At 40.2% G+C, this 25,414-nt stretch carries 21 protein-coding genes; 9 read left to right on the top strand and 12 right to left on the bottom strand.

All coding sequences use genetic code 11. The features are described from left to right. Position 1 precedes the first annotated feature (1 nt). Positions 2-922, bottom strand: coding sequence for a DUF11 domain-containing protein (locus tag H6G28_RS04560; RefSeq protein ID WP_190669234.1), 921 nt, complete (start codon positions 920-922; stop codon positions 2-4). Positions 923-2,141: 1,219 nt separating this feature from the next. On the opposite strand from H6G28_RS04560, the gene H6G28_RS04555 reads away from it, so the two are divergent. Continuing rightward, entirely contained in the window at positions 2,142-3,083 is a 942-nt protein-coding gene (locus H6G28_RS04555; protein ID WP_199332772.1) for a glycosyltransferase family protein, read from the top strand. 298 nt (positions 3,084-3,381) lie between these two features. Here H6G28_RS04555 and H6G28_RS04550 read toward each other — a convergent pair whose 3' ends face one another. From H6G28_RS04550 to H6G28_RS04525, 6 genes are all read right to left on the bottom strand, one after another. Further along, positions 3,382-3,669 carry a hypothetical protein gene (locus H6G28_RS04550; protein WP_190589501.1) on the bottom strand — a complete coding sequence of 96 codons (288 nt, stop codon included), beginning with the start codon at positions 3,667-3,669 and terminating at the stop codon, positions 3,382-3,384. A 408-nt stretch (positions 3,670-4,077) separates the two neighbouring features. Continuing rightward, positions 4,078-4,944, bottom strand: a complete 867-nt coding sequence (locus H6G28_RS04545) for a CheR family methyltransferase (RefSeq protein WP_190669232.1) — start codon at positions 4,942-4,944, stop codon at positions 4,078-4,080. Further along, positions 4,941-6,008 carry a protein-glutamate methylesterase/protein-glutamine glutaminase gene (cheB, locus tag H6G28_RS04540; RefSeq protein ID WP_190669230.1) on the bottom strand — a complete coding sequence of 356 codons (1,068 nt, stop codon included), beginning with the start codon at positions 6,006-6,008 and terminating at the stop codon, positions 4,941-4,943. The genes H6G28_RS04545 and cheB overlap by 4 nt, the downstream gene beginning before the upstream one ends. Positions 6,009-6,247: 239 nt before the next feature. After that, positions 6,248-7,531: a methyl-accepting chemotaxis protein gene (locus H6G28_RS04535; RefSeq protein WP_190589498.1), complete on the bottom strand. Its 1,284-nt coding sequence runs from the start codon at positions 7,529-7,531 to the stop codon at positions 6,248-6,250. A gap of 12 nt (positions 7,532-7,543) precedes the next feature. After that, positions 7,544-7,993 carry a chemotaxis protein CheW gene (locus H6G28_RS04530; protein ID WP_190589497.1) on the bottom strand — a complete coding sequence of 150 codons (450 nt, stop codon included), beginning with the start codon at positions 7,991-7,993 and terminating at the stop codon, positions 7,544-7,546. Then, positions 7,986-10,199 carry a chemotaxis protein CheA gene (locus H6G28_RS04525; protein WP_190669227.1) on the bottom strand — a complete coding sequence of 738 codons (2,214 nt, stop codon included), beginning with the start codon at positions 10,197-10,199 and terminating at the stop codon, positions 7,986-7,988. Before H6G28_RS04525 ends, H6G28_RS04530 begins: the two co-directional genes overlap by 8 nt. Positions 10,200-10,425: 226 nt before the next feature. Here H6G28_RS04525 and H6G28_RS04520 point away from each other — a divergent pair, with 226 nt between their 5' ends. From H6G28_RS04520 to H6G28_RS04505, 4 genes are all read left to right on the top strand, one after another. Continuing rightward, a complete protein-coding gene (locus tag H6G28_RS04520; RefSeq protein WP_190589495.1) occupies positions 10,426-10,698 on the top strand; it encodes an IS1/IS1595 family N-terminal zinc-binding domain-containing protein in 273 nt (90 codons plus the stop codon). 215 nt (positions 10,699-10,913) lie between these two features. Continuing rightward, entirely contained in the window at positions 10,914-11,279 is a 366-nt protein-coding gene (locus H6G28_RS04515) for a response regulator (RefSeq protein WP_190589494.1), read from the top strand. A gap of 6 nt (positions 11,280-11,285) precedes the next feature. Further along, positions 11,286-11,909 carry a chemotaxis protein CheC gene (locus H6G28_RS04510; protein ID WP_190589493.1) on the top strand — a complete coding sequence of 208 codons (624 nt, stop codon included), beginning with the start codon at positions 11,286-11,288 and terminating at the stop codon, positions 11,907-11,909. A gap of 34 nt (positions 11,910-11,943) precedes the next feature. Then, entirely contained in the window at positions 11,944-13,560 is a 1,617-nt protein-coding gene (locus H6G28_RS04505) for a hybrid sensor histidine kinase/response regulator (RefSeq protein WP_190669225.1), read from the top strand. A 299-nt stretch (positions 13,561-13,859) separates the two neighbouring features. Here the strand turns inward: H6G28_RS04505 and H6G28_RS04500 are convergent, their stop codons facing one another. The 4 genes from H6G28_RS04500 to H6G28_RS04485 all read right to left on the bottom strand — a co-directional run bounded on the left by H6G28_RS04500 (position 13,860) and on the right by H6G28_RS04485 (position 18,368). Further along, entirely contained in the window at positions 13,860-14,351 is a 492-nt protein-coding gene (locus H6G28_RS04500) for a hypothetical protein (protein ID WP_190589491.1), read from the bottom strand. 129 nt (positions 14,352-14,480) lie between these two features. Then, the gene (locus tag H6G28_RS04495; RefSeq protein WP_190669223.1) at positions 14,481-16,031 is read right to left on the bottom strand and encodes a bifunctional aminoglycoside phosphotransferase/ATP-binding protein; all 1,551 of its coding nucleotides are present in this window, start codon (positions 16,029-16,031) and stop codon (positions 14,481-14,483) included. A gap of 594 nt (positions 16,032-16,625) precedes the next feature. Further along, positions 16,626-16,925, bottom strand: coding sequence for a 50S ribosomal protein L25 (rplY, locus tag H6G28_RS04490; RefSeq protein WP_190589489.1), 300 nt, complete (start codon positions 16,923-16,925; stop codon positions 16,626-16,628). Between the two features lie 99 nt (positions 16,926-17,024). Further along, a complete protein-coding gene (locus H6G28_RS04485; protein WP_190669221.1) occupies positions 17,025-18,368 on the bottom strand; it encodes an adenylosuccinate synthase in 1,344 nt (447 codons plus the stop codon). A gap of 664 nt (positions 18,369-19,032) precedes the next feature. Here H6G28_RS04485 and H6G28_RS04480 point away from each other — a divergent pair. The 4 genes from H6G28_RS04480 (at position 19,033) to H6G28_RS04465 (ending at position 23,386) form a co-directional block, all read left to right on the top strand. Beyond that, the gene (locus H6G28_RS04480) at positions 19,033-20,076 is read left to right on the top strand and encodes an adenosine deaminase (protein WP_190589487.1); all 1,044 of its coding nucleotides are present in this window, start codon (positions 19,033-19,035) and stop codon (positions 20,074-20,076) included. Positions 20,077-20,449: 373 nt separating this feature from the next. After that, the gene (locus H6G28_RS04475; protein WP_190589486.1) at positions 20,450-21,622 is read left to right on the top strand and encodes a sigma-70 family RNA polymerase sigma factor; all 1,173 of its coding nucleotides are present in this window, start codon (positions 20,450-20,452) and stop codon (positions 21,620-21,622) included. A gap of 80 nt (positions 21,623-21,702) precedes the next feature. Further along, entirely contained in the window at positions 21,703-22,845 is a 1,143-nt protein-coding gene (locus tag H6G28_RS04470) for a DUF1822 family protein (protein WP_190589521.1), read from the top strand. A gap of 73 nt (positions 22,846-22,918) precedes the next feature. Beyond that, a complete protein-coding gene (locus H6G28_RS04465) occupies positions 22,919-23,386 on the top strand; it encodes a DUF4870 domain-containing protein (protein ID WP_190669219.1) in 468 nt (155 codons plus the stop codon). A 69-nt stretch (positions 23,387-23,455) separates the two neighbouring features. Here H6G28_RS04465 and H6G28_RS04460 read toward each other — a convergent pair whose 3' ends face one another. Further along, complete coding sequence (locus H6G28_RS04460; protein WP_190669310.1) at positions 23,456-25,105, bottom strand: sensor histidine kinase; 1,650 nt, start codon at positions 25,103-25,105, stop codon at positions 23,456-23,458. Between the last annotated feature and the right edge of the window lie 309 nt (positions 25,106-25,414).

Raw genomic sequence — 25,414 nt, 5'->3', positions numbered from 1 at the left:
CTTAATTACGTCCTTCCCCTGATGCTGGTGTGACTGCAAAATTCATCCGTCCCATGCTTCTGGGTGCGAGTCGGACGAGGCGCGATTGGCTATTTTTCTCGATGTTGTAGAGGTTAGGCGCGAGGCTATATCCGGGTAGGCTGGTTAAATCTAAAGTTCCAGTCCGATTACCAGCAATCACATTAGCTAGAGAAAACATCCCATTAGCATCGGTAAGGATGCGGTTTCCGTCATCCATGTAAATTACGGCGTTGGGTATCCCTGCTTCTCCTGGTTGTTGTTCGCCGTCAAAGTTTTTATCAATAAAGACTCGTCCAATTAAAGTTGCACAGTCGGAGATAATACCAGGACGAATCTTAAGTAAGTGGCTGGCTGTGTTACTGCGGATGCTACCTGCGGCGGCGACGGCTAAGTTTTTCCCGCTTCCGCGAACAGCATCAGGTGTGACTGTGACTGCATAGACAACATTCATCGTTCCCTGTGCAGGGATAGTACCAGCGTAGTTGATAGTTACTGTGCGGTTATCTCGGCTACTGGATACAGTGACAGGTGTAGTGGTATTATTGCTGGTTAAAGATACTTGCAGCGATCGCGTCTCGAAATTCAAGCCGAGGGGGAGAGTATCAGTCAGGGTAATGTTGCTGGCGGGAGAGTTACCAGTGTTACGAATAGCCAACCGATAAACGACAGTATCACCTGGTTCTACGGCGATGCGATCGGCTGTTTTGACAATCTCTAACGCAGTAGCACCTCTAGTAAAGAACACAGTATTAGAAGTAACAGGTTGAATATTGTCGCCTCCCAACACGGCTGTATTCGTAGTTTCTTCAGCAATTACGGCTGTAATTCCCAGTGAAAAAAATCCAGGTAGAAGCAGAAGCAGAATCATCTTTTTCTGCTTCCAGTCTTTGATCAACTTCATAGCTAAATTAAAAAATGTATTTTTCCCTTAAAAGCATCAAAATGAGGAGAATTTATGATTGAAAATAACTAATCATGATTATTTAAAACACCCTTGTTAAACTCAAAATTAATATGTGATTTGAATACTATGCTCTTCTTACCAGTATTTTTTCTATCCAGATGTTTTTGATAATCAATACATAAAATTTATATTCTTCGGTTTTGATGATAAGTTTGCAAATTGCCATTGAAGTAAAGATGTAATTCCAAATAGTCTGTCAGGCTAAAGGTTTAAAACTATCTAAGTCAAGTCTGATTTAACTCGCGCCGATGAATTTAGATGGTATAGCCGTGATTTTAATCATGTGGTATTGATTCCACAAGTTCATTTATCAATGAGAGTAAATCCCATAATTAAAATCACCCTCAGAAAATATTTGGTTATACGTCTGCTGCTATTCCAGCAAAATAAGATGCTTAAGACTGTTATGGGTTTTTAGGTAAATGCTTTCAGAATACAGTTAGGTAGATGCGGCGACTTACTTAAAACAAATATAACTACCATGATATTAAATGGCAATTAATTTACAGGAAAATCATTCTTGGCTAATCAACACAACAAAATTTTTAACTGTCAATGTAGATACCACGAGATTGATTAACTAAATTTTGATGAATTTTTGAGATTTGTCCTAGTATTTACTGTCTAAATCAATCAACCGAAAATATTTTTGTTTCCAAAATAGTAATTATACGGGTATAGAAAAATATAAGTTTATAGAGAAATTGACTATTTACTCAATGTTGATGGCTGATAAATTTTCTGAGGCAGACAACAGTCCCAAAATTTTTAGCTAGTAATCAAACCATTTTTTATCAGAAATAAATTTAAATATTTGATAAAAAATTAACAAGAGGAAGTAAATATTTCAGCATCTGATCATACTTAAAAATTAAATATCATTCACGGATTCTTAAATATATCTAAGTAAAACCACCCTAGTTGTTTTGGGAATAAACAGCGAAAGTAAGTATTAACAAGTAAATAAATATTCATTCGACTCATTTTTTAAGTAGTTAAACATTATTACTATAGGACTCATATTTGATTTCTGAAAAAATCAGTACACCCAAATCAGGCTTCTTTCCTACTCCCTACTCCCCATTCCCTACTCCCTGCCAATACAATTAGATTCAGGAATCAAACCGTATTCTTATATTCATCAGGAAATACTACCATGTTAGAGTTAACCCTTGAAAATAAAAAATCATCTAATTCTCAAGCAACACTTGAGAAAATGCTTCAAAATTCTGAATATACCCAAAGAAAATCACAAAAACAAACTTTTTCTTCCTTACAAATTGCTGATGTTATTGGCAGAGCTTTTATTATTGCGTATAAAGAACAAACTAATTTACTGCAAACATCTTTGATTAATGAAGGTTTACAGTGTGAAGTCCTCCGACAGAAGCACCAACCACAATATAAAAACTTTTCTCCTAGTTATCTCTGTTTACTCAATCATTTAAGAGCTTGGCAAATAGCAGCCAGGGAAACTCAACCCACTTTAATTGTTGAGGCCGATTTTGTTCCCGTTGTGGGGTTTGGCAAACTTCCTCTACCTTTCAACCCGAATCAAACTGATGTAGGTATGTGTTGGCTATATACTTGCGCTTCTCAAGTATATAGTGTTTCTGCTGATGGCTATGCAGAAGGGTTTTCTGTATCAACAGTTGCTTACATTGTTACTCCCCAAGGAGCAGCAAAATTAATTAATTTTGCCGAAGAACTTATGAAAAGCTTGGAGCCTAATGCTTATTCTACTTGGGATACTTATCTTGATAATTTTCTTCGTCGTCACCAGTTGAAAAACTACATTCCTTTCCGCAACTATGGTGAGCATGGCGGTTTACCTAATTTAGAACATTCTCGTCATGGATTAAGTAAAACTCATAGAGCAGATGTGCTATACAATCAGCTTGCTTTTATGCCGATGTATGCTACAAATCATGGCGTAGATTATTTCACTTTTTTCTCTGTAAGGATACAAGCCAGAATAAAGGGAATAGGAAGGTTACTAACAGGTAAATTTCTCCGCTTACCAATTCTCAAACGTTCTACAGTTCCTGCTAGGTTGGCTAATTTTGCAATTCGTAGACAATTTTTTCTTTCTATCTAGAGTTTGTGGAATACTTTTTAGTTCAGGGGAAAAATGTAGCAGTATGATGTGAAAGAAAGTATATAAATAGTTTATTAGTATATTACTATAAATGGTTTTAAATAATGGCTTTGTACGTAGGATGTGTTAGCGACAGCGTAACGCATCTACAACCAAGTTTTAGGTGCGTTACGGCTTACGCCTAACACACCCTACTGGATTGTCTAGACTAGAATAGTGCATTAGATTGAAAAAATTAACCGCAGATGAACTGGTCTCAACAATTAAGCCAAGGTAAATCTTACCTTGGCTTAATTAATTATTCGGCGGGGGATTCTTCTGAGACTGGTTCTGAGTCTGTTTCTGGTTCTGGTTTAATCACTGGAGGTTTAACTGGTTTCGGCCCACGCGCTAATGCAGGATTAACTGGCGGTTTAATTTCTTCCTTCGCTGTACCTTTTTTTCTTTTACCAGAGGAGCGATTATCTCTAGAATTTGAGCGTTTTGGATAAGATTCAATAGAAGGCGCAGAATCAGAATTTTCTGAATTGTTTTCGGTATTAGCTTGGGCTTGACGTTCCGATTTCTTAATTGGGCGTTCTACCATTGTTAATTGTTAAAAATTTACTTGTATGGTGCATCGGTTTGATCATTATCAAACTGATGATCAGGACTTTTTCTGGGTGTTGTTGTGACTTAAAATTAACTAAGTATAAATACTTAAATACTTTTAATTTTGAAAGACACCTTACAATATTAGCGCATGGGTGCAGGCTGTGTTAACGCAGTAATCTACGATCCAGCCTTAAACTCATCATATAGCAGAAGGCAGGAGGAAAAATCTTACTATTCCTGCATTCACGCTTTCAAATTGTCCTAACATGTCTCAATACGGTTCAGTTAAGAGAATAGTAGGTTGGGTGTAGGGATAGCGTAACCCAACAAAGTATGCGTGAATGTTGGGTTCCGTTCCTCCACCCAACCTACACCTACTGCTATAAATGCCAAAAATGACTTACTGTCCTAGTGCGATCGCATTATCTAAACCCACTGGACGTAATCGATAAAAAATGCTTTTGTCAAACTGCACACGTTCAAAGGATTGATGCAGATTGATTGTAGTTTCACCGCTACCCAGAAATAAATAACCATCTGGGTTTAATTGCTGTCTAACTTTGGTGAGTAAATTTTTCTTAGTATTGATATCAAAATAAATTAAAACATTCCGCAGCATAATAATATCTATCTGGGGTAAAACTGCCCAAGGATGCACCAAATTCATCTGCCGAAATTCGATTTTCTGCCGAATTTCATCTTGGATTTGCCATTCATTATCTAATAATTTAAAATACCGATCGCGCAAATTTTTCGGCAGCCCACGTTTAATTTCTAATTGGTTATAACGCCCAGCTTTCGCCCGTTCTAAGACTTTACCAGAAAAGTCACTAGCGATAATTTTAACAGACCAATTAGCTAATAAAGGAAAGTATTCTCGCAGGAGAATGGCAATACTATAAGGTTCTTGTCCATGCGAGCAAGCTGCACACCAAATATTCAGCGATCGCTCAATGCGTCGTTTTTTAATTAACTCTGGCAATACCAATTGTTTCAAAGCTTCAAAGGGATAGGTATCGCGGAAAAATGAAGTTTCGTTAGTAACTAATGCTTCAATTGCTTGGATATGTAAATCACTCACAGGCTGATGCCGCAAATGAGCAATTAATTCAGTAATAGTCTCAAATCCTGCTGCTTCAGCAATTGGCTGCAAATGTAATTCCGCTAAATAAGTTTTATCGCCATCTAACACCACGGCTGAATGCTGATGAACTAATTGCCGTAAATAGTCAAAATCCCCAGTAGTTATCCTCATTGTCTGTTTCATAACAGACCTAACCTGGGAACAGAATTGACACGCTGGATAATTTCATCTGCCATTTGTTCAAGGGGAACAACTTGATTTGCCAGTCCAGCATTCACCACAAAACCGGGCATTCCCCAAACCACACTACTAGCTTCGTCTTGGGCTAGTACTTGTCCGCCAACTTCTCGGATACACTGACAGCCATGTAAGCCATCTTGACCCATACCTGTCAGCATAACTGCGATCGCACCTGCACCGTAAACTTGGGCAACTGAACGCAATAAGACATCCACTGAAGGGCGACAGGAATTTTCTGGGGGTGCTTGATGAATGGCTAAACGCACCTTGCTTCCCTCCCGTTGCACAATCAGATGGAAATCTCCTGGTGCTAACCATACCTGGCCAGCAGCTAATTCCACACCATCAACTCCTTCCCTGACAGGAAGTTGACACTTAGAAGATAATCTTTCAGCTAGTAACTTTGTAAACATCGGTGGCATGTGCTGGACAATCAAAATTGGAACTGGAAAATCGGCAGATATCTTACTCAGTAATTCAGCTAGTGCATTCGGCCCTCCGGTTGAAACTCCAATTGCTACCACATTTACTGGTGCTTTTTTGCTAGGGATGGGCAGAACAACACCAGAACTTTGATGAGTCGGGGATAATGCCGCCATTCTTGCGCCAAATAACTTAATTTTGGGAATTAATTCTTGGCGGATATGTTCATTGGCAGCCTCCACACTCCCCAGATTACTGGGTTTGGTGGCATAATCTGAAGCACCCAAAGAAAGAGCTTCTAAAGTAGCAGCCGCACCAGCGTATGTGGAGGTGCTGAACATAATTACTGGTAGGTGGGGATATATTGGACGGAGGGCGGCAAGAGTTTCTAAACCGTTCATATCGGGCATTTCCACATCTAAGAGAACAACATCAGGGTTGACTTGCGGAATTCTGCCCAAGGCAATGCGACCATTCGCCGCCACTCCCACTACCTCTAATTGCGGATCACTGGATAAAATTTTACTGACGCGACTGCGAACCAATACCGCATCATCCACAACTAATACCCGAATTTTTGGCATGGTGTAGTTTTAAGAACAAGAGTTTAATGTTTTACGCATAGGCACAAAGATTTCTGTTTTACCTATCAGACAATGAACAAGATTTGGGGGATTCTCCCCCAAACCCCCTCCAAAATCATTTTTTAGTTTTTTGTTGAGTCATTATTTGTTGGTTTTGTTTTAATTTAGTTTTCTTATCTGAAGTGTATTGCAGTATAAACCCTTACTCCCCACTCCCCACTCCCCACTCCCCACTCCCTTCAATACTTAAACTGCGTGACAATTTTTTGCAAATCTACAGCCATCCGGGCTAATTCGTTGGCGGCGGCGGAAGTGTTACTGGCTCCAATGGTGGTGGTTTGAGCATTCAGGGCGACAATGCCGATACTTTTGGCAATATCTGTGGTGCCTTTGGCGGCTTCGGCTATGTTGCGGGCAATTTCGTTGGTGGTTGCTGTTTGTTCTTCTATAGCACTGGCAATGGTGCTTTGTAGGTCATTAATTTGCTGGATAATCTCAGTAATTTGACTGATGGCTGTCATTGCCCCTTTGGTATCAGTTTGAATGGCTTCAATGCGTTGACTAATATCTTCAGTGGCGCTGGCGGTTTGTTTGGCGAGTTCTTTGACTTCGTTGGCGACGACGGCAAATCCTCTCCCTGCATCCCCGGCTCTAGCGGCTTCGATGGTGGCGTTGAGTGCGAGTAAGTTGGTTTGCTGGGCAATGGATGTAATAACTTTAATGACTTTACCAATTTCAATACTACTTTGACCGAGTTTATCTATTGTCCCATTGGTGCGATCGGCGGTTTTAACGGCTTGGTTGGCGACTTTTGCACCTTCAGCAACGGTTTTGGCAATTTCTCGAATGCTGGCATCCATTTCCTCTACTGCTGTCACTACTGTAATGCTATTTTGATTGACTTGTTCGGCTGAGGCGGAGGCGGAAGTTGCTTGTTCGGCGGTTTGTTTGGCGTTTTCTGTCATTTCTTTGCTGACTGCGGTGAGTTCTTCCGCCGAGGATGCAACGGCTGTGGCTACATCTGCCATTTGCTTGATAGAAGAACGCAGACGACTAATCATTTGATTGGCATTTTCCGTTAGCTGCTGAAATTCTCCGGCATTTTCGGCTGCGATGTGCTGGGATAAATTGCCTTGAGTCACCACAAGGGTAACTTCTTGAATACTTTTAATCTGCTCGGAGATATTTGCAGACATTTGATTGATGTTGTTGATTAATTCTTGCCAAGCACCTTTCGCACCTTTGACTACGGCTTGAGAACCTAATTTACCTTCTGTACCAATTTCTGTGGCGATGCGTGCTACTTCGTTGCTGACATTGTGGTTCAAACTTACCCATTCATTAAATACTGTGGCAATTTCACCTAAACCATCATCAGTAACTGCTAAACGGACTGTGAAATCTCCATTTTTGGCGGCTTTGAGGGCTGCTAATAAAGGTTGTAGTTGTATATCTGTGGTGGTTTGATTGTTTTCTGTGGGAGATTTCGAGTTGGCTGTTTTGCCAGTCCGACTTGTCGCCATTGCCAATAGCTCCTAAATGATTTTAACGTTGAGAATTTTTTCAGTGTCAACAACTAACAAAAACCCTGCTGCTAGTGGGTAAGCTCCCGCCAGTATGTCACGCATTCTACCTTTTAAGCTGGCGGGTGGGGGTTGAAAGGTGTTTTCGGGAAACTCTAAGACATCGCCAACATCATCAACCAGTAAACTCACTATCTCATGATCAGAAGATACAACGATATTAAACCCCGGCGATGCTTCTGGTTGAAGGTTCCGCCTAGCAGGTTCACCCATATCTAAGCGTTGTTGCAAATCGATGACAGTAATAATTTGTCCACGCAAGTTAATTAACCCACAAATATCTGGCGGTGTTAAAGGTACAGGAGTTATGGCTTGGGGACGAATGACTTCTTGAACATGGCGTACATCAATGCCAAAGTAAGTTTTATTTAACCAAAAAGTGCAGAGTTGTTGTTCAACCACGATCGCTCACTTGCAACAAATAAGGGTTAACCATGTTAATCACTGCCTCTATATCTAATATTTCTGTGATTTGTCCTTGAATCACAGCACAAAACAAAACTCCTAGTCTACTGGGGATACCTTTAACTGTCAGTGGTTCTTCTACAATATCAAGAATGCGCTCCACAACTAAGCCCACACTTAATCCGGCTTGGGGAGAAACAATCACTAATTGCAGTTTTTCGGTTTCCCTATTCGGGGTGGGCTGCTGACTGGGGAAGATTTTTTGCAGGTCAATTACAGGTAAAATTCTGTCAGCAGTCCTCACTACATCTTGATTACCGACTTTTTCAATGGCAGTAGAGGGAATTTCTTCTAACCGAAAAGCGATCGCCACGGGAATACCCATCAATGCGCCTTGCGGCCCTTGAAATAGTAAAATTAATTGGCGTTCCTCTTGTTCTGTGGAGATGTTTGCATCAGAATTACTGGACAATAGCTGCCGTTTTTCATACAGTCCAGCCTGTTTTGCCAAATTTACCGCATCAATAATTAATGCGACTCTGCCATCGCCCATAATTGTCGCACCCATAAACACAGATATAGCTTGCAACTGTTTACCTAAAGGTTTAACTACAATATCTTGAATGTCTTCCACTGCATCTACAACTAGTCCAAATTGGTAGTTGTCGGCTTGGATAACTACTAGGGTGAGTGCTGAGTGCTGAGTGCTGAGTGCTGAGTGCTGAGTGCTGAGTGCTGAGTTGGGAGTTGGGAGTTGGGAGTGGGGAGGGTTTGATGGGTGTAGGACTTGATGGAGATTAACTAAGGGGATGAGATTTCCTCGCAGGGGGTATACGGGTACGTCGTAAAATGTTTCAATTTGGTTGAGTGCTTGCTCTGGTTCTAGGCGCACTAGTTCTTGCAGGCTGGCTTGGGGAATGGCGTAGCGATCGCCGTTACTATTGACAATTAATGCGGGAATAATTGTTAATGTCAGGGGAATTTTGAGTTGAAATTTAGTTCCTTGTCCTGGCTGACTTTCAATTTCAATACTGCCGTTAATTTTATCAATATTACTTTTAACAATATCCATCCCCACGCCGCGCCCAGAAATGTTTGTTATTTGGGCGGCGGTGGAAAAGCCAGGTAAGAAAATTAAATTAATGGCTGCTGCATCGCTCATTGTCTCAGCTTGTGCAGAGGTAAGTAAACCTAGTTTCTGCGCCCGCATTTTGAGTTGTGTTGGCGATAAACCACGCCCATCATCGCTAATTTCAATGTTGACTTTACTGTTTTCATAACAGGCTTTCAAAGATATCTTACCTGTGGGTGATTTACCAGCAGCATGGCGCTCAGTTGGTGATTCTATGCCATGATCAATACAGTTGCGGACTAAATGGGTTAAGGGGTCTTTAATCGCTTCAATAATGCTTTTATCAACTTCTGTATCGGCTCCTTGAATTTCGACAGCCACTTGTTTACCGTGCGCGATCGCTAAATCTCGAATTACTCTGGGGAATTTTTGCCAAATTGTACTCATCTGTTGCAGGCGAGTTTTCATTACTCCTTCCTGCAATTGGCTAGTAATTAAATTTAGGCGCTGGCAAGTTGCTGTCAAGTTACTATCTTTATATCTCTGGGATAAACCTATGACTTGGTTACGGGTTAAAACCAGTTCCCCGACTAAGTTCATTAGTTGATCTAGCAAACTCACACTTACGCGGATATAAGCTGATTCTGTTCCAGTGATGGTGCTTTCTTCGGTTTCTGGCGATGATGATAATACAGTAATTACCTGTTGATTTTCTTGTAGTTTCGCTAAAGCACAAATAAGTGTAGAATAATCTGCATCACCTTCTTGCTTGGTTGTTTGAATTTGCGATAGCAGCTGACGGATGCTATCTACGGTTTGGAGTAAAGCAGTAATAATTTGTGGTGTGGCTGTAAAGTTGCGATCGCTGTTAACCAATGATTGCTTTGTATCTTCACGCAAATATGAAATTAAACTTTCTCCGGCATGAGCCAGTGATTCTAACTTAGGAAATGGCAAAAAGCCGCAGTTTCCTTTGAGTGTATGAAGTGAGCGATAAATTCTATCTAACGCTGCTCGATTAACAGATGCTTTCTCTAGCTCAATAATATCGCTTTCAATTTGAGTCAAACTTTCATAGCTTTCTAAAAGAAATGCTTCTAGATCCTCGTTGTCAATTTCTGTTAACTCCATTGGATTCAGAGATGATAAACCTATATAGCAATCCTAAATGATTTACAAACATCTATCCCCCTTGTCTCTCTGGAATCCCTGATTTATATCTCAAATAAGATGGCTATATCTTTTGTCTTAATTTTAATATTTTTTAAATCAATAGATATATTTCGCCAGCAAGATGCCCACAGTAGTTAATGCTGAAAAGATAATGATTATCTCTTCCAGCAATTAAATCTAGAGTATGCAATGTCCCCGTTGTCAATCAACGCAAACTACAAAGAATGGTCATCGTAAAAATCGACAATGCTACAAATGTAAACATTGTGGTCGTCAGTTTCTCGAATCTTACCATTCTTGGAGCTATTCAAACGATATCAAGCAACTTTGTTTAAAAATGTATTTCAAGGGGATGAGCCTACGAGAAATTGAACGTGTTACCGAAATTCACCACACAACCGTTTTACACTGGTTACGGCAAGCTCAGTCAACCATAGATTATGTTTCCAAAGCCTAATAAGTTTGACAAAAGTATCCTCAAAGTAGCATTATAGTTTCAGCACTATATGTTGCTTGAGGGTATGTTGATTTTGTTGAAAAAATATAAAATTAATTTATATAAAAATTAAAAATAATTGCAAAACTCTGCGTTTTATTTAACAAGACTTCTAGGCGAAATCACAAATTTACAATAAAGAAATATAAGCAAATAAATTTTTCAGGAACAGGCTGATGAGCTTAGTGTTAATTATTGATGATGCGGCTTTTTCTCGCAGAATGATTCGGAAGTTTCTGCAAGTAGATGGATATGAAATATTAGAAGCCAGTAATGGACGTGAAGGATTAGAAATAGTTCATCAATCTCAGCCTAATTGTGTGTTGGCTGATTTACTAATGCCAGAAATGAACGGGTTTGAATTTCTCCAGGCTTTACAAGATGAAGGCTTAAACATTCCCACAATTATCATTTCCGCAGATATTCAAGAAAGCGCCCGCAATCAAAGTTACAGCTTAGGAGCAGTTAATTTTATTAATAAACCACCCAAAGAACAAGAATTACGCGCAGCAGTACAGCAAGCTATTAAAACCAAGGAATAAATTCCGATGAATGTGACAGCAGATCAACTAGATGCTTTACAAGAATTAATCAATATTGGAGTTGGTCGAGCCGCCAGTTTACTCAATGAAATGGTGGATTCCCACATTCACTTAGAAATTCCTTTTGTAAAAATTTTAACAGCAACGGCAGCTTACCAAGAATTAAATAGCCGATTTAATGATACGAGTTTAGCATCTGTCAAACTAAACTTTACAGGCTCATTTTATGGCACTGCTGGATTAATTTTTCCTACAGAAAGCGCCTCAGCATTAGTGTCAGTTTTGACTGGTGAAGAGCCTGGATCAGATGATTTAGATGCAGTAAAAATTGGCACACTTACTGAGGTTGGTAATATTGTGATTAATGGTGTGATGGGTTCCATTAGTAATGTGTTAAAGCAACACATGAATTACGCTTTGCCTGTATATTTAGAGGATAAGATTGATAATTTATTATTACCTGCTAATGCTAGTGAGGCAACTAAAATTCTACTAGCGCAAGCCCGGTTTACAATTGCACAATTAGAACTGATTGGTGATATTATTTTAATTTTTGAAGTGGGAACATTTGATGCGTTAATCCATGTGATTGACGAAGAAATATCACTATTGGCGGACAATTCCTATTAGGTTGAACAGCACCAAATAAAAACAGTGTGAGCAGATGAACAGAATTGAGCAAGCCCAAGAAAAATATAGCTTGTTAGACCAAATTCCTTTGGGAACTTTTATATTAGATTCGGAACACACCGTTTTATTTTGGAATTGTGCTTTAGAAGAATGGACAAAAATCCCCAGATATCAGATTTTAGGCAACTCGATTAATGATTATTTTCCCCATTTGCATCAACCTCGTTATGCAATTCGCTTAAAGCAAATTTTTGAAGGTGGGCCGCCGACAATTTTTTCTTCACAACTGCATAAATATGTGATTCCTGTAGCGTTACCGCAAGATAAATACCGCATTCAACACACAACCGTAACGTCTGTACCTGCATTAGAAGGGAATGGGTTTTATGCCCTGTTTTCAATTCAAGATGTGACTGATTTAACTTTTAGAGTCCAAGAATACAAGCACTTACGAGATCAAGCTTTAGCCTTAGCCGCAGAACGTCAGCAAGCCAAAGAAGCCGCAGAGTCAGCCAACCGCATTAAAGATGAATTTCTAGCTATAGTTTCTCATGAACTGCGATCGCCCCTCAATCCGATTTTGGGTTGGTCAAAGCTACTCCGTAAACGCACCCTCAACGAAGCCGCCAGTCTTCGCGCCTTAGAAACAATCGAACGCAACGCCGAATTGCAGGTGCAACTCATTGATGATTTATTAGATATCTCTCGCATTCTGCGCGGTAAATTATCACTGAATTTAGAAAATGTTAACCTTGCTTCGACCATTGAAGCAGCCTTAGAAACAGTGCAATTGGCCGCAGAAGCCAAATCAATTCAAATTCAACTGCATCTTGATGCCAACATTGGACAAGTAAAAGGTGATAGCAGTCGTTTGCAACAAATTGTTTGGAATTTGTTATCGAACGCTGTCAAATTTACCCCAGATGGCGGCCAAGTGAATGTGTATTTAACCCAAGTAGGTTCCCAAGCCCAAATCCAAGTTCAGGATACAGGTAAAGGTATTAGTGGGGAATTTTTACCATTCGTATTTGAATATTTTCGTCAAGCAGATAGCAGCATTACGCGCAGATCAGGCGGACTAGGGCTAGGCTTGGCAATTGTTCGCCAATTAGTTGAGTTACATGGTGGCAGAGTTTGGGCAGAAAGTCCAGGGGAAGAACAAGGCGCAACATTTACAGTTTGTTTACCAGCCCAGCCAGCAAATCAAGAATTAGTCATAACCGAAAAAAAATTAGTGGGTAATTCCTATCCCTTTTCTTTGATTTCTCAGCCCCTGGAAGGCATCAAGCTGTTAATTGTGGATGACGATGTAGATACAAGGGAATTTATGGCATTTTTTTTGGAACAGCAAGGAGCCATCGTCACCACAGCTGCATCTGCCCAAGCCGCCTGGGAAGCCATCGCCCAGTCGCCCCCAGATTTACTCTTAAGTGATTTAGGGATGCCCGATGTTGATGGCTATGCGTTGATTCGCAAAGTGCGATCGCTGCCGGCTGATCAAGGTGGTACAATTCCTGCGATCGCCCTTACTGCTTACGCTGCCGAGACAACACAACAACTAGTCTTCGCAGCCGGATTTCAACTGCACATCGCCAAACCCGCCGATCCTGCCAAATTAATCACCGCCATTGCTGGACTAGTTCATAAGTAATAGGACTTATACCAATTCTGTATGAAGATGCACTGAATTAAAGAACGAACCACAAAGGGCGCATAGACGCGATAGCGGCTTCCCGTTCGCGTAGCGTCTCCCTTTGGGAGAAGGGTAGAACACAAAGAAAGAAGAAATATGAAGGTTAAATGCAGACTCACATAGAATTGGTATTACGCAGTGAGTGGTGATTCCGAGAATCTGTGCAGAAACCTTAAAACCTTCTCCTCTGCACCTCTGCTTCCTCTGCGGTCTGGATGATAAGTCTTTGACTGGACACGATATAAGTTCCCATCGCACTACCTCTGCCAAAATCTTAAATTAATCCCTCTAGCGCGACGGAAGCGGCGAGTTGGTCTTCTTTTTTGTTGTTTAGTGGATCTTTCACCTACTGTTTCCTCTCCCTCAATTAAACTTTGCGGTAGCTGAGTTCTCGTTTCTTCTTTGCTGCCCCACCAAGCAATAATCCAACCGCCACCAACAGCACCTATTCCCCCTAGTAAAATACTCATTGGTGCTGAATAGCCCAACCACACAAAGCCCAGCAAGAACAATAACCAATATTTCAGCCCCGCATCAATACCATCAGAAGAGGCTATGGTTGGCGCTTGGGGACTAGTTTTACTGGCACTAGTAAGCCAGCCCAAGCTAAATCCACCCAGAATGCCCAAGAAAATACTCAGGGAGGTCGGGGAACCCGTCAATATCAAGATGAACGTTAAAAATGACCCAAAAATTAATTGAGAAATAAAGTCAGGGGTGAAATTAAATAAGTTGTTATTTTTCGCCATGAGTTTACTAAGGGTGTAAATGTATAGGGGTGTACTTCTCTGCGAGACGCTCCGCGAACGACTGCGCTCAGTAACCAGGGGGTAGGGTAGGGAGAAAATTTTTACAAATACCTTTTACCCCCTTGCCCTTTAAACCCTTTTCTCGCGCAGAAGTTTTAATTGTGCCTCGTTTGCTTGAGTTGTATCCCAAGTATGGACGTAAGGTGTTTCTGCTGCACTAAAAGTTTCCACTTGCTTGAGTTGTGATGCTAATAAATCTACCGTAGCATCAGCAATATCACCAGTACGATGAATGAGACGTTCTCGAATTACTTCTACGGGCGCTGTACAGTGAACAATTTGCAGAGGCAGTTGGTACTGTTGCGCTTGGGAAATAGCTTCTTGTCGCTGTTGTTGTCGGTCATACTTAGCATCTAAAATCACCGTGAAACCTTGATTAGCTAGTATAGTTCCCAAGTTTAACAACCGTGCATAAGTTTTTTGCGTCATTTCCGGCGTATACAAATCATCACCACCCCGTTCCGCCAAAGAAATGCCGCCCAAATGCTTCCGCACTGCATCAGAGCGAATATGAATGGCGTTCAATTGTCGCGCCAAATATTTTGCGGTTGTACTCTTCCCTGAACCCGACAAGCCCGACATTAAAATTAGGCTTCCTTGTTTGGGTTGAGTATATTCCCAAGCCAGCTTGTAATATTTGGCGGCGGTTTGTGCTGCTTCTTGTTTAACTTCTGCTGGTACACCAGGATCATCTAATAAAAATGACGTGACTTTCGCCCGGACATAAGACTGTCGGTTTAAATATATTGGTAATACCTCTAAGCCTTCCCAGTCGCCAGTCTGCTCTAGATAGGTATTTAAATAAGCATTACTCAAGTCTGGACGTGCTTGCGCTTCTAAATCCATCACCGCATAAGCAATATCGAACATGACATCGACAAAGCGAAACGGTTCGTTAAACTCTATGCAATCAAATAAGAGAATTTTATCTTGCCATAGACAAATATTCCGCAGGTGTAAGTCACCATGACATTCTCGAATGCGGTGATTTTGCATTCTTGTGTGGAATAATTCTTGTCTGTCGGCAAAAAATTTATCAGTATAAGCTTTGCTGTCATCAAACTGCTGTTGTGTCTGGGGGCCACCGATATATTTTTCCGTTTGCTCGTAGTTTTCATCAAACGCCGCCCTTATTTGCGGAACTTCGCCAAAACTGCGAATGTAATCATTTGTCTCGGTTTTAGCATGATACTGCGCCACAACCCGACCCAATTCTTCTAAATGCGCTTCATTTAACTTGCCTTGGGCAAACAAGTTACTTAATAGTGTTTCTTGGGGAAACTCGCGCATTTTGAGTACATACTCTACAGGCTCACCTGCGCCGCCTAAATGATATTTTTCGCCTTCTTGGGTGATGGGTAAAACTTCCAAATATAATTCAGCCGCGCCCCGTTGATTGAGTCGTAATTCTTCCTGACAAAAATGCTGTCGTTTCTCCAAAGTCGAAAAATCCAAAAACCCAAAATTCACGGGTTTTTTCAGCTTATAGGCGTAGTTTCCTGTTAACAGCACATAAGAAACGTGGGTTTGGCTGAGTCGAATTGGTTCTGTTACAGGGTGGGGATAAAACTCAGGCTGTAACATCTGCTGAATTAAAGGTGGAAGAGTTACTTCTGTCATATTTTTGTTGGTAGAGGCTAGGGGCTAGAGGCTAGGGGCTGGGGGCTAGAACGAAGGAAAAAGATATGTTTATGTTTGTGAAAAAACTAACCTCTAATCTCTAACCTCTAAGAGAATGTCTGAAAACTTTTTGGTGTTGTACTTAAGACTTGTAGATCCCCCTAAACCCCCCCTTAAAGAGCTACCGTGTACACACAAGTCAAAAATTTGTAGTATGAAACCCTATCCCGCCTTGAACTAAAGTTCCAGGCTCATAGCCAAAGTCCACTTAAGTGGACTGGAATACATTTTTAGTTGAGTCATCTTCAGATGACTTGCGCTATGAGACTCGGAATTCATTCCGAGGCGGGACAGATACACTACACGAATATTTGTGTGTACACCGTAGCCTTAAAGAGGGGGACTTTAAATCCGGTTGGGGGATCAAGCGCAATATTTAATACTTCTCAGACATCCTCTAGACCCTAATCCCTAGCCTCTAGCCCTTTTTTCATCTAAATTAGTAGCTTAACAAAAAACCAGGGTTTTACCCCTGGCATCATCAGCAATTATTTCACAGTTAAACTATCTAGAAAAACAAATAATGCAATTGTTCTAGCGTTTTGCACCAGCATAGAAACTCAAGTGATAAGGTGTACCCTTAGCTGGGTGGACTTGAACTTCTTTTAAAACTGTTTTACCAGTCCATTGCAGTTCAGGAATGTTGAGTTCAATTTCGGTTTTGTTCACAGCTGCTTTTTTGAGCAGGCGTTCAACTTCTTTGGCATCAACTACCAAAGAAATAGATTCAGAACCGTTATGTCCGTATAAGTTGGCGGGGATTAAACCAGAACGACGTAAAGCATTTGGCTTACTGCCTTCTGGGCGTTTTTGAGATTCAACTGTCACAGTCATGTTATTTGTCCTTTGTCATTTGTCCTTTGTCATTTGTCCTTTGTCATTTGTCCTTTGTCATTTACTAATGACGAATGACCAATGACGAATGACTAAATACTATGCACTCAGCAAGGAGGCAGGTGTGCCGTCAGCGTGTAGTAATGCACGTTTGGGGCCGTGAATGGGGTCTTCTACAATTATGGTTTGATCGCGGCTTGCGCCTAAAGAGACGATCGCAATTGGGACTTCCATTAATTCTGCTAAGAATTTTAGGTAGTCTAGGGCTTGCTGTGGCAAGTCTTCTAAGGTACGGCAGTCACTTGTAGACTGCTGCCATCCTGGTAAGGTTTTGTAGATGGGGCGACAACGGGCAAACTGACGGGAACTGGTGGGGAAATGTTCGCAGCGTTCGCCATCTATTTCATAGGCGACGCAAACTTGAATTTCCTCTAATTCGTCAAGCACATCAAGTTTGGTGATGGCCATACAATCCATCCCGTTAATGCGGACGGCATAGCGACCAATTACGGCATCAAACCAGCCACATCGCCGCTTACGTCCGGTGGTTGTGCCGAATTCTGCGCCGCGATCGCACAAATGTTCGCCTAAATCTCCATGCAACTCTGTGGGGAAAGGCCCTTCTCCCACACGGGTTGTATAGGCTTTAGATACGCCAATTACCCGATCTATCATTGTCGGCCCTAATCCTGTACCTACGCAAGCTCCACCTGCTACGGGGTTAGAGGAGGTAACATAAGGATAAGTGCCATGATCTAAGTCCAGGAGTGTACCTTGCGCTCCTTCAAACAAGATGTTGCGTCTTCGCAGAATGGCATCGTATATTTTCAACGATGTATCAATTACGTAAGGACGCAAGCGATCGGCATAACCCAAATACTCGTCAATGATTTTTTTTGGGTCTAAAGGCGGCAGGTTGTAAAGTTTTTCTAAAATGACGTTTTTATAATTGATTGTCCACTCTAACTGGTCGCGCAGACCTTCTGAGTCCATCAAATCTAAAACTCTGATGCCTGTACGCTCTGATTTATCAGCATAAGTTGGGCCAATTCCTCGACCGGTTGTCCCGATTTTATGGCTTCCCCGCCGTTCTTCTGATGCCTTGTCAATCAACCGATGGTATGGCATCGTGACATGGGCTGTTTCAGATATCAACAGTTTGGCAGTGGAAATATTGAGTTTTTCTAGTTGGTCGAGTTCTGCAATCAAAACCTGTGGATCAATGACTGTCCCACAGCCAATGATGCACTCGGTATCTGGATACAAAATACCAGAGGGAATCAGGTGGAGTTTAAAAGTTTGGTTCTGAGCTACGATTGTATGCCCAGCATTGACACCCCCTTGGTAACGTACCACTACATCTGCGGAACGGCTGAGTAAGTCGGTGATTTTACCCTTCCCTTCGTCGCCCCACTGAGCACCTATGACAATGACGTTAGCCAAGCGTTTATATTATGAGGTAAAGTTTCCACAAATCGCTATTCTATACATATACGGCTAAATATGTCAAGTCACTCAAGAAACAAACTCTAGGAGTGGTGACTTGTTGCTAATACTGAAAATAATATCGAGTATAAATTCACACGTAATATTTTTGTCAAAAAAAGTGGGTAGTGATCGCACTTTCTCTAGCAGCTTTTACCTATTAATATCATATCTGTTATCTGTCAAATTACTTGTGATGACAAACGTTTAGGCTAGGAGCTATAGGAATACGGTTTGATTCCTGAATCTAGTTGTGTAGGTAGGGAGTAGGAAAGAAGCCTGATCTGGGTGTACCGATTTTTTCTCAGAAATCAAATATGAGTCCTATAGAACTAGAAAAATTTACTTGACTGAGATGAAAACTGCTGTAGTTATCATCCTTAATATCGTTAAGTTTTGACTTAAGACTTCTGTATACAGAAGTCTTAATTGTTCTGTACGGAATTTATTCAAAAATCAAATCAAATGCTGATTGCTTTTCTGCTAGTTATTAACTATAAAATTCGCAATTTTTGCCTAAATTCTAATAATTAACCGTAGCTTTACAGAATCTTACTCTCCGTATAGAGGTTTCTTTTTAATGTTTTTGTTACCATTAATAAAATTTTCTAAAGAAACTACTATGGCTTTACATGCTGAATTACACAGACATTTGGGCGGTTCCGTTGTACCGCGCGTTTTATGGCGATATTTTGAGCGACATTCTACAGAATTAATTTCTCGCTTTCCTAACTACGGGGAGTTTGAAGATTTTTATACCAGACCTCGTAACACTTTAGATGAATATTTGGAATTGCATACTTTAGTGGAAAGTGTGCAAACTGTGGAGACTTTGCCTTACTTTATTTATCGCTTGGTGCGGGGTGCTTATATATTTGAAAATTTGGCTTATCTGGAACTGCGCTATACTCCATACCTACGCACACCAGAACATCTGAGTCAATCACAACGAATTGACAAAATGGCAGAAATTGTCGATGTGGTGGGTAAAGCTAGTCATATTCAAGAATGTCCGATTGTGACGAGTCAAATTCTGTGTATGCACTCGCGCTTGCCGTTTGAGGTGAATAAGGCGATTATTGATTTGGCTGTGGAGAACAGACAATATGTGTGTGGAATAGATGTGGCTGGGGGTGATAGCTATTATGCCGATCGCCTGCAAGAATGGATTAGTTTGTATGATTATGCGCGATCGCAAGGTGTGAACACTACCGGACACCTTTACGAAACCACGGCTGGTTGTTACCCAGAACTTTTACCTTATCTCAAACGCATTGGTCACGGTATCCAAATTCCGTTATTGTCTCCAGAGTTACTTCCAGAAATTGCCAGACGCGGACAGTGTTTAGAAGTTTGTCCAACCACATACATTAAAACAGGTACTTTACAGGATATCCGCCAACTCAAATTAGTTTTTGACCGTTGTTTTGAAGCTGGGGTAGATATTGCGATTTGTACAGATAATGCTGGGTTACACAATGTCCGTTTGCCATTTGAATATGAAAATCTCTTGACTTACGACATTATTAGCTTTGCACAGTTACAAGCTTGTCAAGAAGCGGCTTTTCGCCACGCTTTTGCTTGGCCTTATACCCACCGTCCAGCATCACTGTTAAATGGCTTACTACAACCAGAAACTCCCAAAGTTATGGCGATGAAAGATTAAACTCTTCAATAGCTACAGGACTTACGCCAAAGGTTTTCAAAGTCACATTATTTAGGCCATCAAGGCAAAAAAATCCCCTAGTTGGTATAAACCAGCCAGGGGAATTAGTTATCAGGGTGCATCTACCAATTACTTGTTCTATTGCTACTCCCCTGAAACCGGATAAAATTTTGCTGATTTAGGAAATCAAGGCAAAAAAAATCCCCCAGTTGGTGTAAACCAGCCAGGGGAATTAGTTATCAGGGTGCATCTACCAATTACTTGTTCTATTGCTACTCCCCTGAAACCGGATAAAAATTGTCCAAAATTTCCTAGCCTTGTAGTAAAGTTTGTGCAGGCTTCGTTATTTTATCGGTCGACTTGTAATTTTTTTATGCAACCTCGACAAAGCATTATTGAAATTTTTTCAACTTTTGTGCAGTTTGAAGGCGATCGCTTCAGTCGGTGGGCGACGGAATCACGCTTGCGTCGCAGCATCCAAAGTTGTCTTCAGCAAATACCAAAAGAAAATTCGGAATATTTTTGGGTGCTGTATTGGTATAAGTTTTGGCAAGATTCAGCCGCCGCCGCTTTAGCGAGACAACATCTCACAGCTTATTTACAAGAACCTTGTTATTGGATATCGCAAAAAACCAGTGCAGCTTTCACCAGTAGCCAGTTTAAATTGGCGGATTGTTTCCAAATTGCGATCGCTCAAGTTGAACTTGTCTTAAAAAATTTTAATCCTTCCCAAAGCAGTACCTTAAAAAACTACGCCAGTCTGATTTTTAGTACTGCTATCCGCGAAACTTTGCGCCAGCGTCAAGAAGTTGATATCTGTAGCGATTGGGGTTTGTTACGCAAAACCAGTCAAAAGCGGTTGGTAGAATCTTTGCAAAATGCTGGTTTATCTCCTGAGACAATTCACGCCTATGTTTTGGCTTGGAATGGGTTTAAAACTTTGTATGTTCCCAGCAAAGCAGGTAATTCTCGCCAATTATCTCGCCCAGATGATGCCACTTGGGAAGCGATCGCCAAATTCTACAATTCCCAAACCAGCCAACCTGCTAATTCTCCAACTCTGGAAAAATGGTTACTCAGTGCGGCAAAAGCTGTCCGTAAATATCTTTATCCCACCCCCGATTCTCTGAATGTTTCTCTAGGCGGTGATGATGGATTTGAGTTATTGGATAATTTACCGGGGACACAAGAATCGTTAATTAACGAAATCATCGCCCAAGAAGAAGCCCAAACTAAAAGCCAACAGCAAGGCGAGATTAACCAAGTATTATCAACTGCGATCGCTCAATTAGAAGCCCAAATTCAGGAAATATTGCAACTATACTACGCAAAGCAACTCAATCAAGATGCGATCGCCAAACAATTAGATATCAAGCAGTATACTGTTTCCCGGCGACTGACGAAAGCTAAGGAGGTTTTGTTGCGGTCTTTAGCTAATTGGTGCCAAGATAGCCTGCATATTTCTCTGACATCAGACTTACTTAAAAGTATGAGTGCTGTGATGGAAGAATGGCTACAAAATTACTACAGTCCATCTTCTAGCTAAATTCTTTGTAGCCTGTGCGGGAAAGAGAATGTTCCCTAGTAGCGCCAAAACAAGCCAAACCTTTCCCTGGAGAAACCGCTATGACTGTTACTTTTGCTAATTCTACAGACTTAATTTTAGAGATTTCCGAATTTACCCAAGGTAGTCAGGCTTTTTCTCATCCCACTGCGGAATATCAAGCTTATTTGAATGAACTTTGCCTGAATGCTGTCTTACCTTGGTTACAGGAGGACTTTACACCACAGGCAAAGGTTTGGCCAACTACCACTGCATTATCCAGTTTTTGGGAACTGGTAAATGGAACTGCTGTTACAGTAGATGCAACAAGGTTTATCTTAGTTCCCAGTGAAAATATTGATTTCAGTGAATTACGTGTACCCCAAGAATGGATAGATTTACCGAGTTGGGTGGGAGATTATTATTTGGCGGTGCAAGTAGAAGCAGATGCAGGTTATGTCAGGGTTTGGGGTTATTGTACTCACACCCAACTCAAGCAGCAGGGTAATTATGATCCAGGCGATCGCACCTATTCTCTCAATGCTAGTGAGATAATTACTGATATCAGTGTTTTAGCTGTGGCGCGGGAATTTTGTCCAGCCGAAGCAACACGCACCACTGTTGCGGTAATTCCCACCCTACCACAAGCCCAAGCCCAAAACTTAATTAACCGCCTCGGTAATGCGGAAGTCATCACCCCTCGGTTAGCGATTCCTTTTCAACTGTGGGGTGGGTTAATTGAACATAGCGGTTGGCGACAAAATTTATATGAACGTCGGATTAATTTACCCGAACAGCGTTCTGTGTTGCAATGGTTAGAAAGTGGTGTATCGCAACTTGCTCAAGCAATTGGTTGGGAACGATGGAATTTAGAATTAAGTGCGGCGGCGCGGAGTGTCGAAGATAGAGCAACTGAGGCAAATATATCACGGCAGTTAGCGATCGCCGGACAAATCTACGAACTGACAATTATCCCCCAAGGCGAACCAGACTCACCTTATTGGCGGTTTGAGTTGCGTAACGCCACAGTCGGCGCAGCCATTCCCGGCGGTTTTAAACTGCGCCTGCTAACAGAAGACTTACAGCCATTTCCCAACAACGAAGATATAGCTACAACCGCAGTCGAACAACTGTTTGTTGAAGTGGCTTTAGAACCAGGGGAAGGTATCGTCTGGGAAGTAGAACCTTTACCCGAAAATTATGAGCGAGAAATACTTAAATTTTAAACTTTTCTCCTGCTAGTTTAACGGTAGTGTGGTAAGTAGAGATTCTATTTATCCATCTCCTCATTCACAAGCCATGAGAAAACAAGTCCAAAAACAAATGCGTACATGGGCGATGTTATGTCATATTTCGGCTTTAGTCGCATGGCTATTGTTATTTGGATTAGTTTTTCTGGGTATTCCCTTGTATTTACCATTGAATATTCTATTACCCTTGGTCATTTGGCGACTGAAAAAAGCTAAATATCCTTGGATTGACTTTCAAGGTAGAGAATCTTTAAACTTTCAAATTTCCTTAACTTTATATACTTTAGTGGTGATTATTTTTTCTTTACTACTCGTTTTGGGTAGCTGTGGTATTGCCATCACAACTAATGGTGCAGTCAATGAAGTCAAATCGGTGTTAGATGGGTTACTTCTGGTCTGGACATTTTTAATTATTGCCTTATTTTTATTACAATCATTTTTAGTTACATTTGCTGGTATCAAAGCTTATCACGGAGAACATTATCGCTATCCTTTGACTATGCGAATTTTAAGATGAAAGTAATAAATTAACCCTGGGAACTATATTTTATTTAAAAAAATACTACACCCAGATAAAGCTTCTTTCCTATTCCCTATCTACACAACTAGATTCGGAAACAAAATCAGATTCCCATATATGCTTGATAGGAAGCTCAATCACAAATTCTGTACCATTACCTGATGAAGAATTACAGATAATATTTCCTTTGTGCTTATCTACAATAATTTGATAACTAATAGATAATCCTAAGCCAGTACCTTTACCCACAGGTTTAGTAGTAAAAAATGGGTCAAATAGTTTACTTTTAACTTCCTCTGGTATACCAAAACCGTTATCTTTAATGCGAATAATTATATATTTTTCGTTTTTAACTTGTGTTTGGATCTGAATATAACTAGTCTGTTGTTTAATTTTTTGCTTTAATTCTTCAACTTCCTTTTCTCTTAGGGCATCAATAGCATTATTTAATATATTCATAAACACCTGATTTAACCCACCTGCATAACATTCAATCTGAGGTAAATTCTCACAATAGTCTTTAATGATTTTAATTTCTTGCTGACCAGTCTTACCTTTCAGGTGATACTGTAAAATTAACAAAGTACTGTCAATACCTTCATGAATATCTACAGGTTTCATTTCGGCTTCATCAAGACGAGAAAAGTTACGTAATGTTAGTACAATCTCGCGGATACGATCAGCACCAACTTCCATTGATGATAAAATTTTAGGCAAATCATCCAAAATAAATTCTATATCCAACTCTTTAAATTTAGTATTTATTTGCGAATTAGTAACCGAATATTCTTGTCGATATAAATTCATTAAATCCATTAATTGCTGAGTATATTCCCGCGCATATTTTAAATTACCGTAAATAAAATTAACAGGATTATTAATTTCATGAGCCACACCAGCAACTAACTGACCAAGAGAAGACATCTTTTCAGTTTGAATTAAATGTATTTGAGTACTTTGTAGTTCTTGCAAGGTATTTTCTAGTTCTATATTTTTCTGGTTTAATGTTTCTGTCCTGGCTGCAACTTTTGTTTCTAGCGCCAAATTAGTTTCTTCTAAGGCAAGTTGAGCAATTTTTTTGGCTTTTAAATATTCTTTTAATAATCTCAATACTAAAAGCCATGAAGGGATCAGCAATATTAAACTGATAATAGAACCTAAAATTGCCCAAAATATTTTTTGGCGATAATAAACAACTTGTTGTTGTAATTCTAATGCTATATTCAATCTTCTTTTGGCAACACCATCAGCATAAATTTGCTTTTGATTTTCATATTCACGGCTAGAAAGTAGTTGTTGTGCTGCTTGTTGTTTATTATCCTTCACTAAATCAAAAGATTGATATTCCATTTTCACTAACTTCTGATTAGCCACATCAATTTTTTTAGCATCTTCACTGTTATATGCTTGAGGTGCTAATTTAATAGATTCTTGAATAGCTCCATCTAGTTTTTGTTCAAATTGACGATATCGTTTTTCCCACATTGTGTTACCTGTGGCAGCATTCATCCTGGCCGACATGGTTAATACTTCATCAAGATAAACAATTTCATCACTTAGTTTTTGTAATCTAAATTCATTTTTAGTAATATTATTAAAATTATAATATGCTTGCCAATTCAGCCAAATTTGCGGAATAAATAAAAGTAAGGTTAGTAGTACTGTGATAGTGACTAAGTGTGAGGGAGAAAATTTCAGTTTAGTAGGCGCATACATTCGTCTATACACAATATTTTTAGATAAATTTTGGGATGGATTATGTATTGTAAACCATGTCATTGCATGATTACTCTACGGTAATCTAATTTTATAGATATTGGTTTTTCGAGTATTTGTCCAGGTTTGTTGAGAAATATATTCTGATTTTTATATACAAAAGAATAAAAATTAATTTTTATAAAGTTTCGGTAAAATTACTAATATGAAAAAATCTATTTTAATTAATCAAACAAAATATAGCAGTTCTCGACTCAGCGAGGTATAAGAAAAATAATTAACCGCAGATGGACGCGGATAAACGCGGAT

The organism is Nostoc sp. FACHB-190, from assembly GCF_014696905.1.
In the GTDB taxonomy this organism is placed as follows: Bacteria; Cyanobacteriota; Cyanobacteriia; order Cyanobacteriales; family Nostocaceae; genus Nostoc_B.
The sequence above is the reverse complement of the archived record's forward strand: the minus strand, read 5'-3'. Positions and strand labels throughout refer to the sequence as shown.

Bases quoted from the DNA above. Each gene is read 5' to 3' on its own strand.
- H6G28_RS04560 (WP_190669234.1), bottom strand. From the start codon at position 922: ATGAAGTTGATCAAAGACTGGAAGCAGAAAAAGATGATTCTGCTTCTG.
- H6G28_RS04555 (WP_199332772.1), top strand. From the start codon at position 2,142: ATGTTAGAGTTAACCCTTGAAAATAAAAAATCATCTAATTCTCAAGCA.
- H6G28_RS04550 (WP_190589501.1), bottom strand. From the start codon at position 3,669: ATGGTAGAACGCCCAATTAAGAAATCGGAACGTCAAGCCCAAGCTAAT.
- H6G28_RS04545 (WP_190669232.1), bottom strand. From the start codon at position 4,944: ATGAAACAGACAATGAGGATAACTACTGGGGATTTTGACTATTTACGG.
- cheB (WP_190669230.1), bottom strand. From the start codon at position 6,008: ATGCCAAAAATTCGGGTATTAGTTGTGGATGATGCGGTATTGGTTCGC.
- H6G28_RS04535 (WP_190589498.1), bottom strand. From the start codon at position 7,531: ATGGCGACAAGTCGGACTGGCAAAACAGCCAACTCGAAATCTCCCACA.
- H6G28_RS04525 (WP_190669227.1), bottom strand. From the start codon at position 10,199: ATGGAGTTAACAGAAATTGACAACGAGGATCTAGAAGCATTTCTTTTA.
- H6G28_RS04520 (WP_190589495.1), top strand. From the start codon at position 10,426: ATGCAATGTCCCCGTTGTCAATCAACGCAAACTACAAAGAATGGTCAT.
- H6G28_RS04515 (WP_190589494.1), top strand. From the start codon at position 10,914: ATGAGCTTAGTGTTAATTATTGATGATGCGGCTTTTTCTCGCAGAATG.
- H6G28_RS04510 (WP_190589493.1), top strand. From the start codon at position 11,286: ATGAATGTGACAGCAGATCAACTAGATGCTTTACAAGAATTAATCAAT.
- H6G28_RS04505 (WP_190669225.1), top strand. From the start codon at position 11,944: ATGAACAGAATTGAGCAAGCCCAAGAAAAATATAGCTTGTTAGACCAA.
- H6G28_RS04500 (WP_190589491.1), bottom strand. From the start codon at position 14,351: ATGGCGAAAAATAACAACTTATTTAATTTCACCCCTGACTTTATTTCT.
- H6G28_RS04495 (WP_190669223.1), bottom strand. From the start codon at position 16,031: ATGACAGAAGTAACTCTTCCACCTTTAATTCAGCAGATGTTACAGCCT.
- rplY (WP_190589489.1), bottom strand. From the start codon at position 16,925: ATGACTGTGACAGTTGAATCTCAAAAACGCCCAGAAGGCAGTAAGCCA.
- H6G28_RS04480 (WP_190589487.1), top strand. From the start codon at position 19,033: ATGGCTTTACATGCTGAATTACACAGACATTTGGGCGGTTCCGTTGTA.
- H6G28_RS04475 (WP_190589486.1), top strand. From the start codon at position 20,450: ATGCAACCTCGACAAAGCATTATTGAAATTTTTTCAACTTTTGTGCAG.
- H6G28_RS04470 (WP_190589521.1), top strand. From the start codon at position 21,703: ATGACTGTTACTTTTGCTAATTCTACAGACTTAATTTTAGAGATTTCC.
- H6G28_RS04465 (WP_190669219.1), top strand. From the start codon at position 22,919: ATGAGAAAACAAGTCCAAAAACAAATGCGTACATGGGCGATGTTATGT.
- H6G28_RS04460 (WP_190669310.1), bottom strand. From the start codon at position 25,105: ATGTATGCGCCTACTAAACTGAAATTTTCTCCCTCACACTTAGTCACT.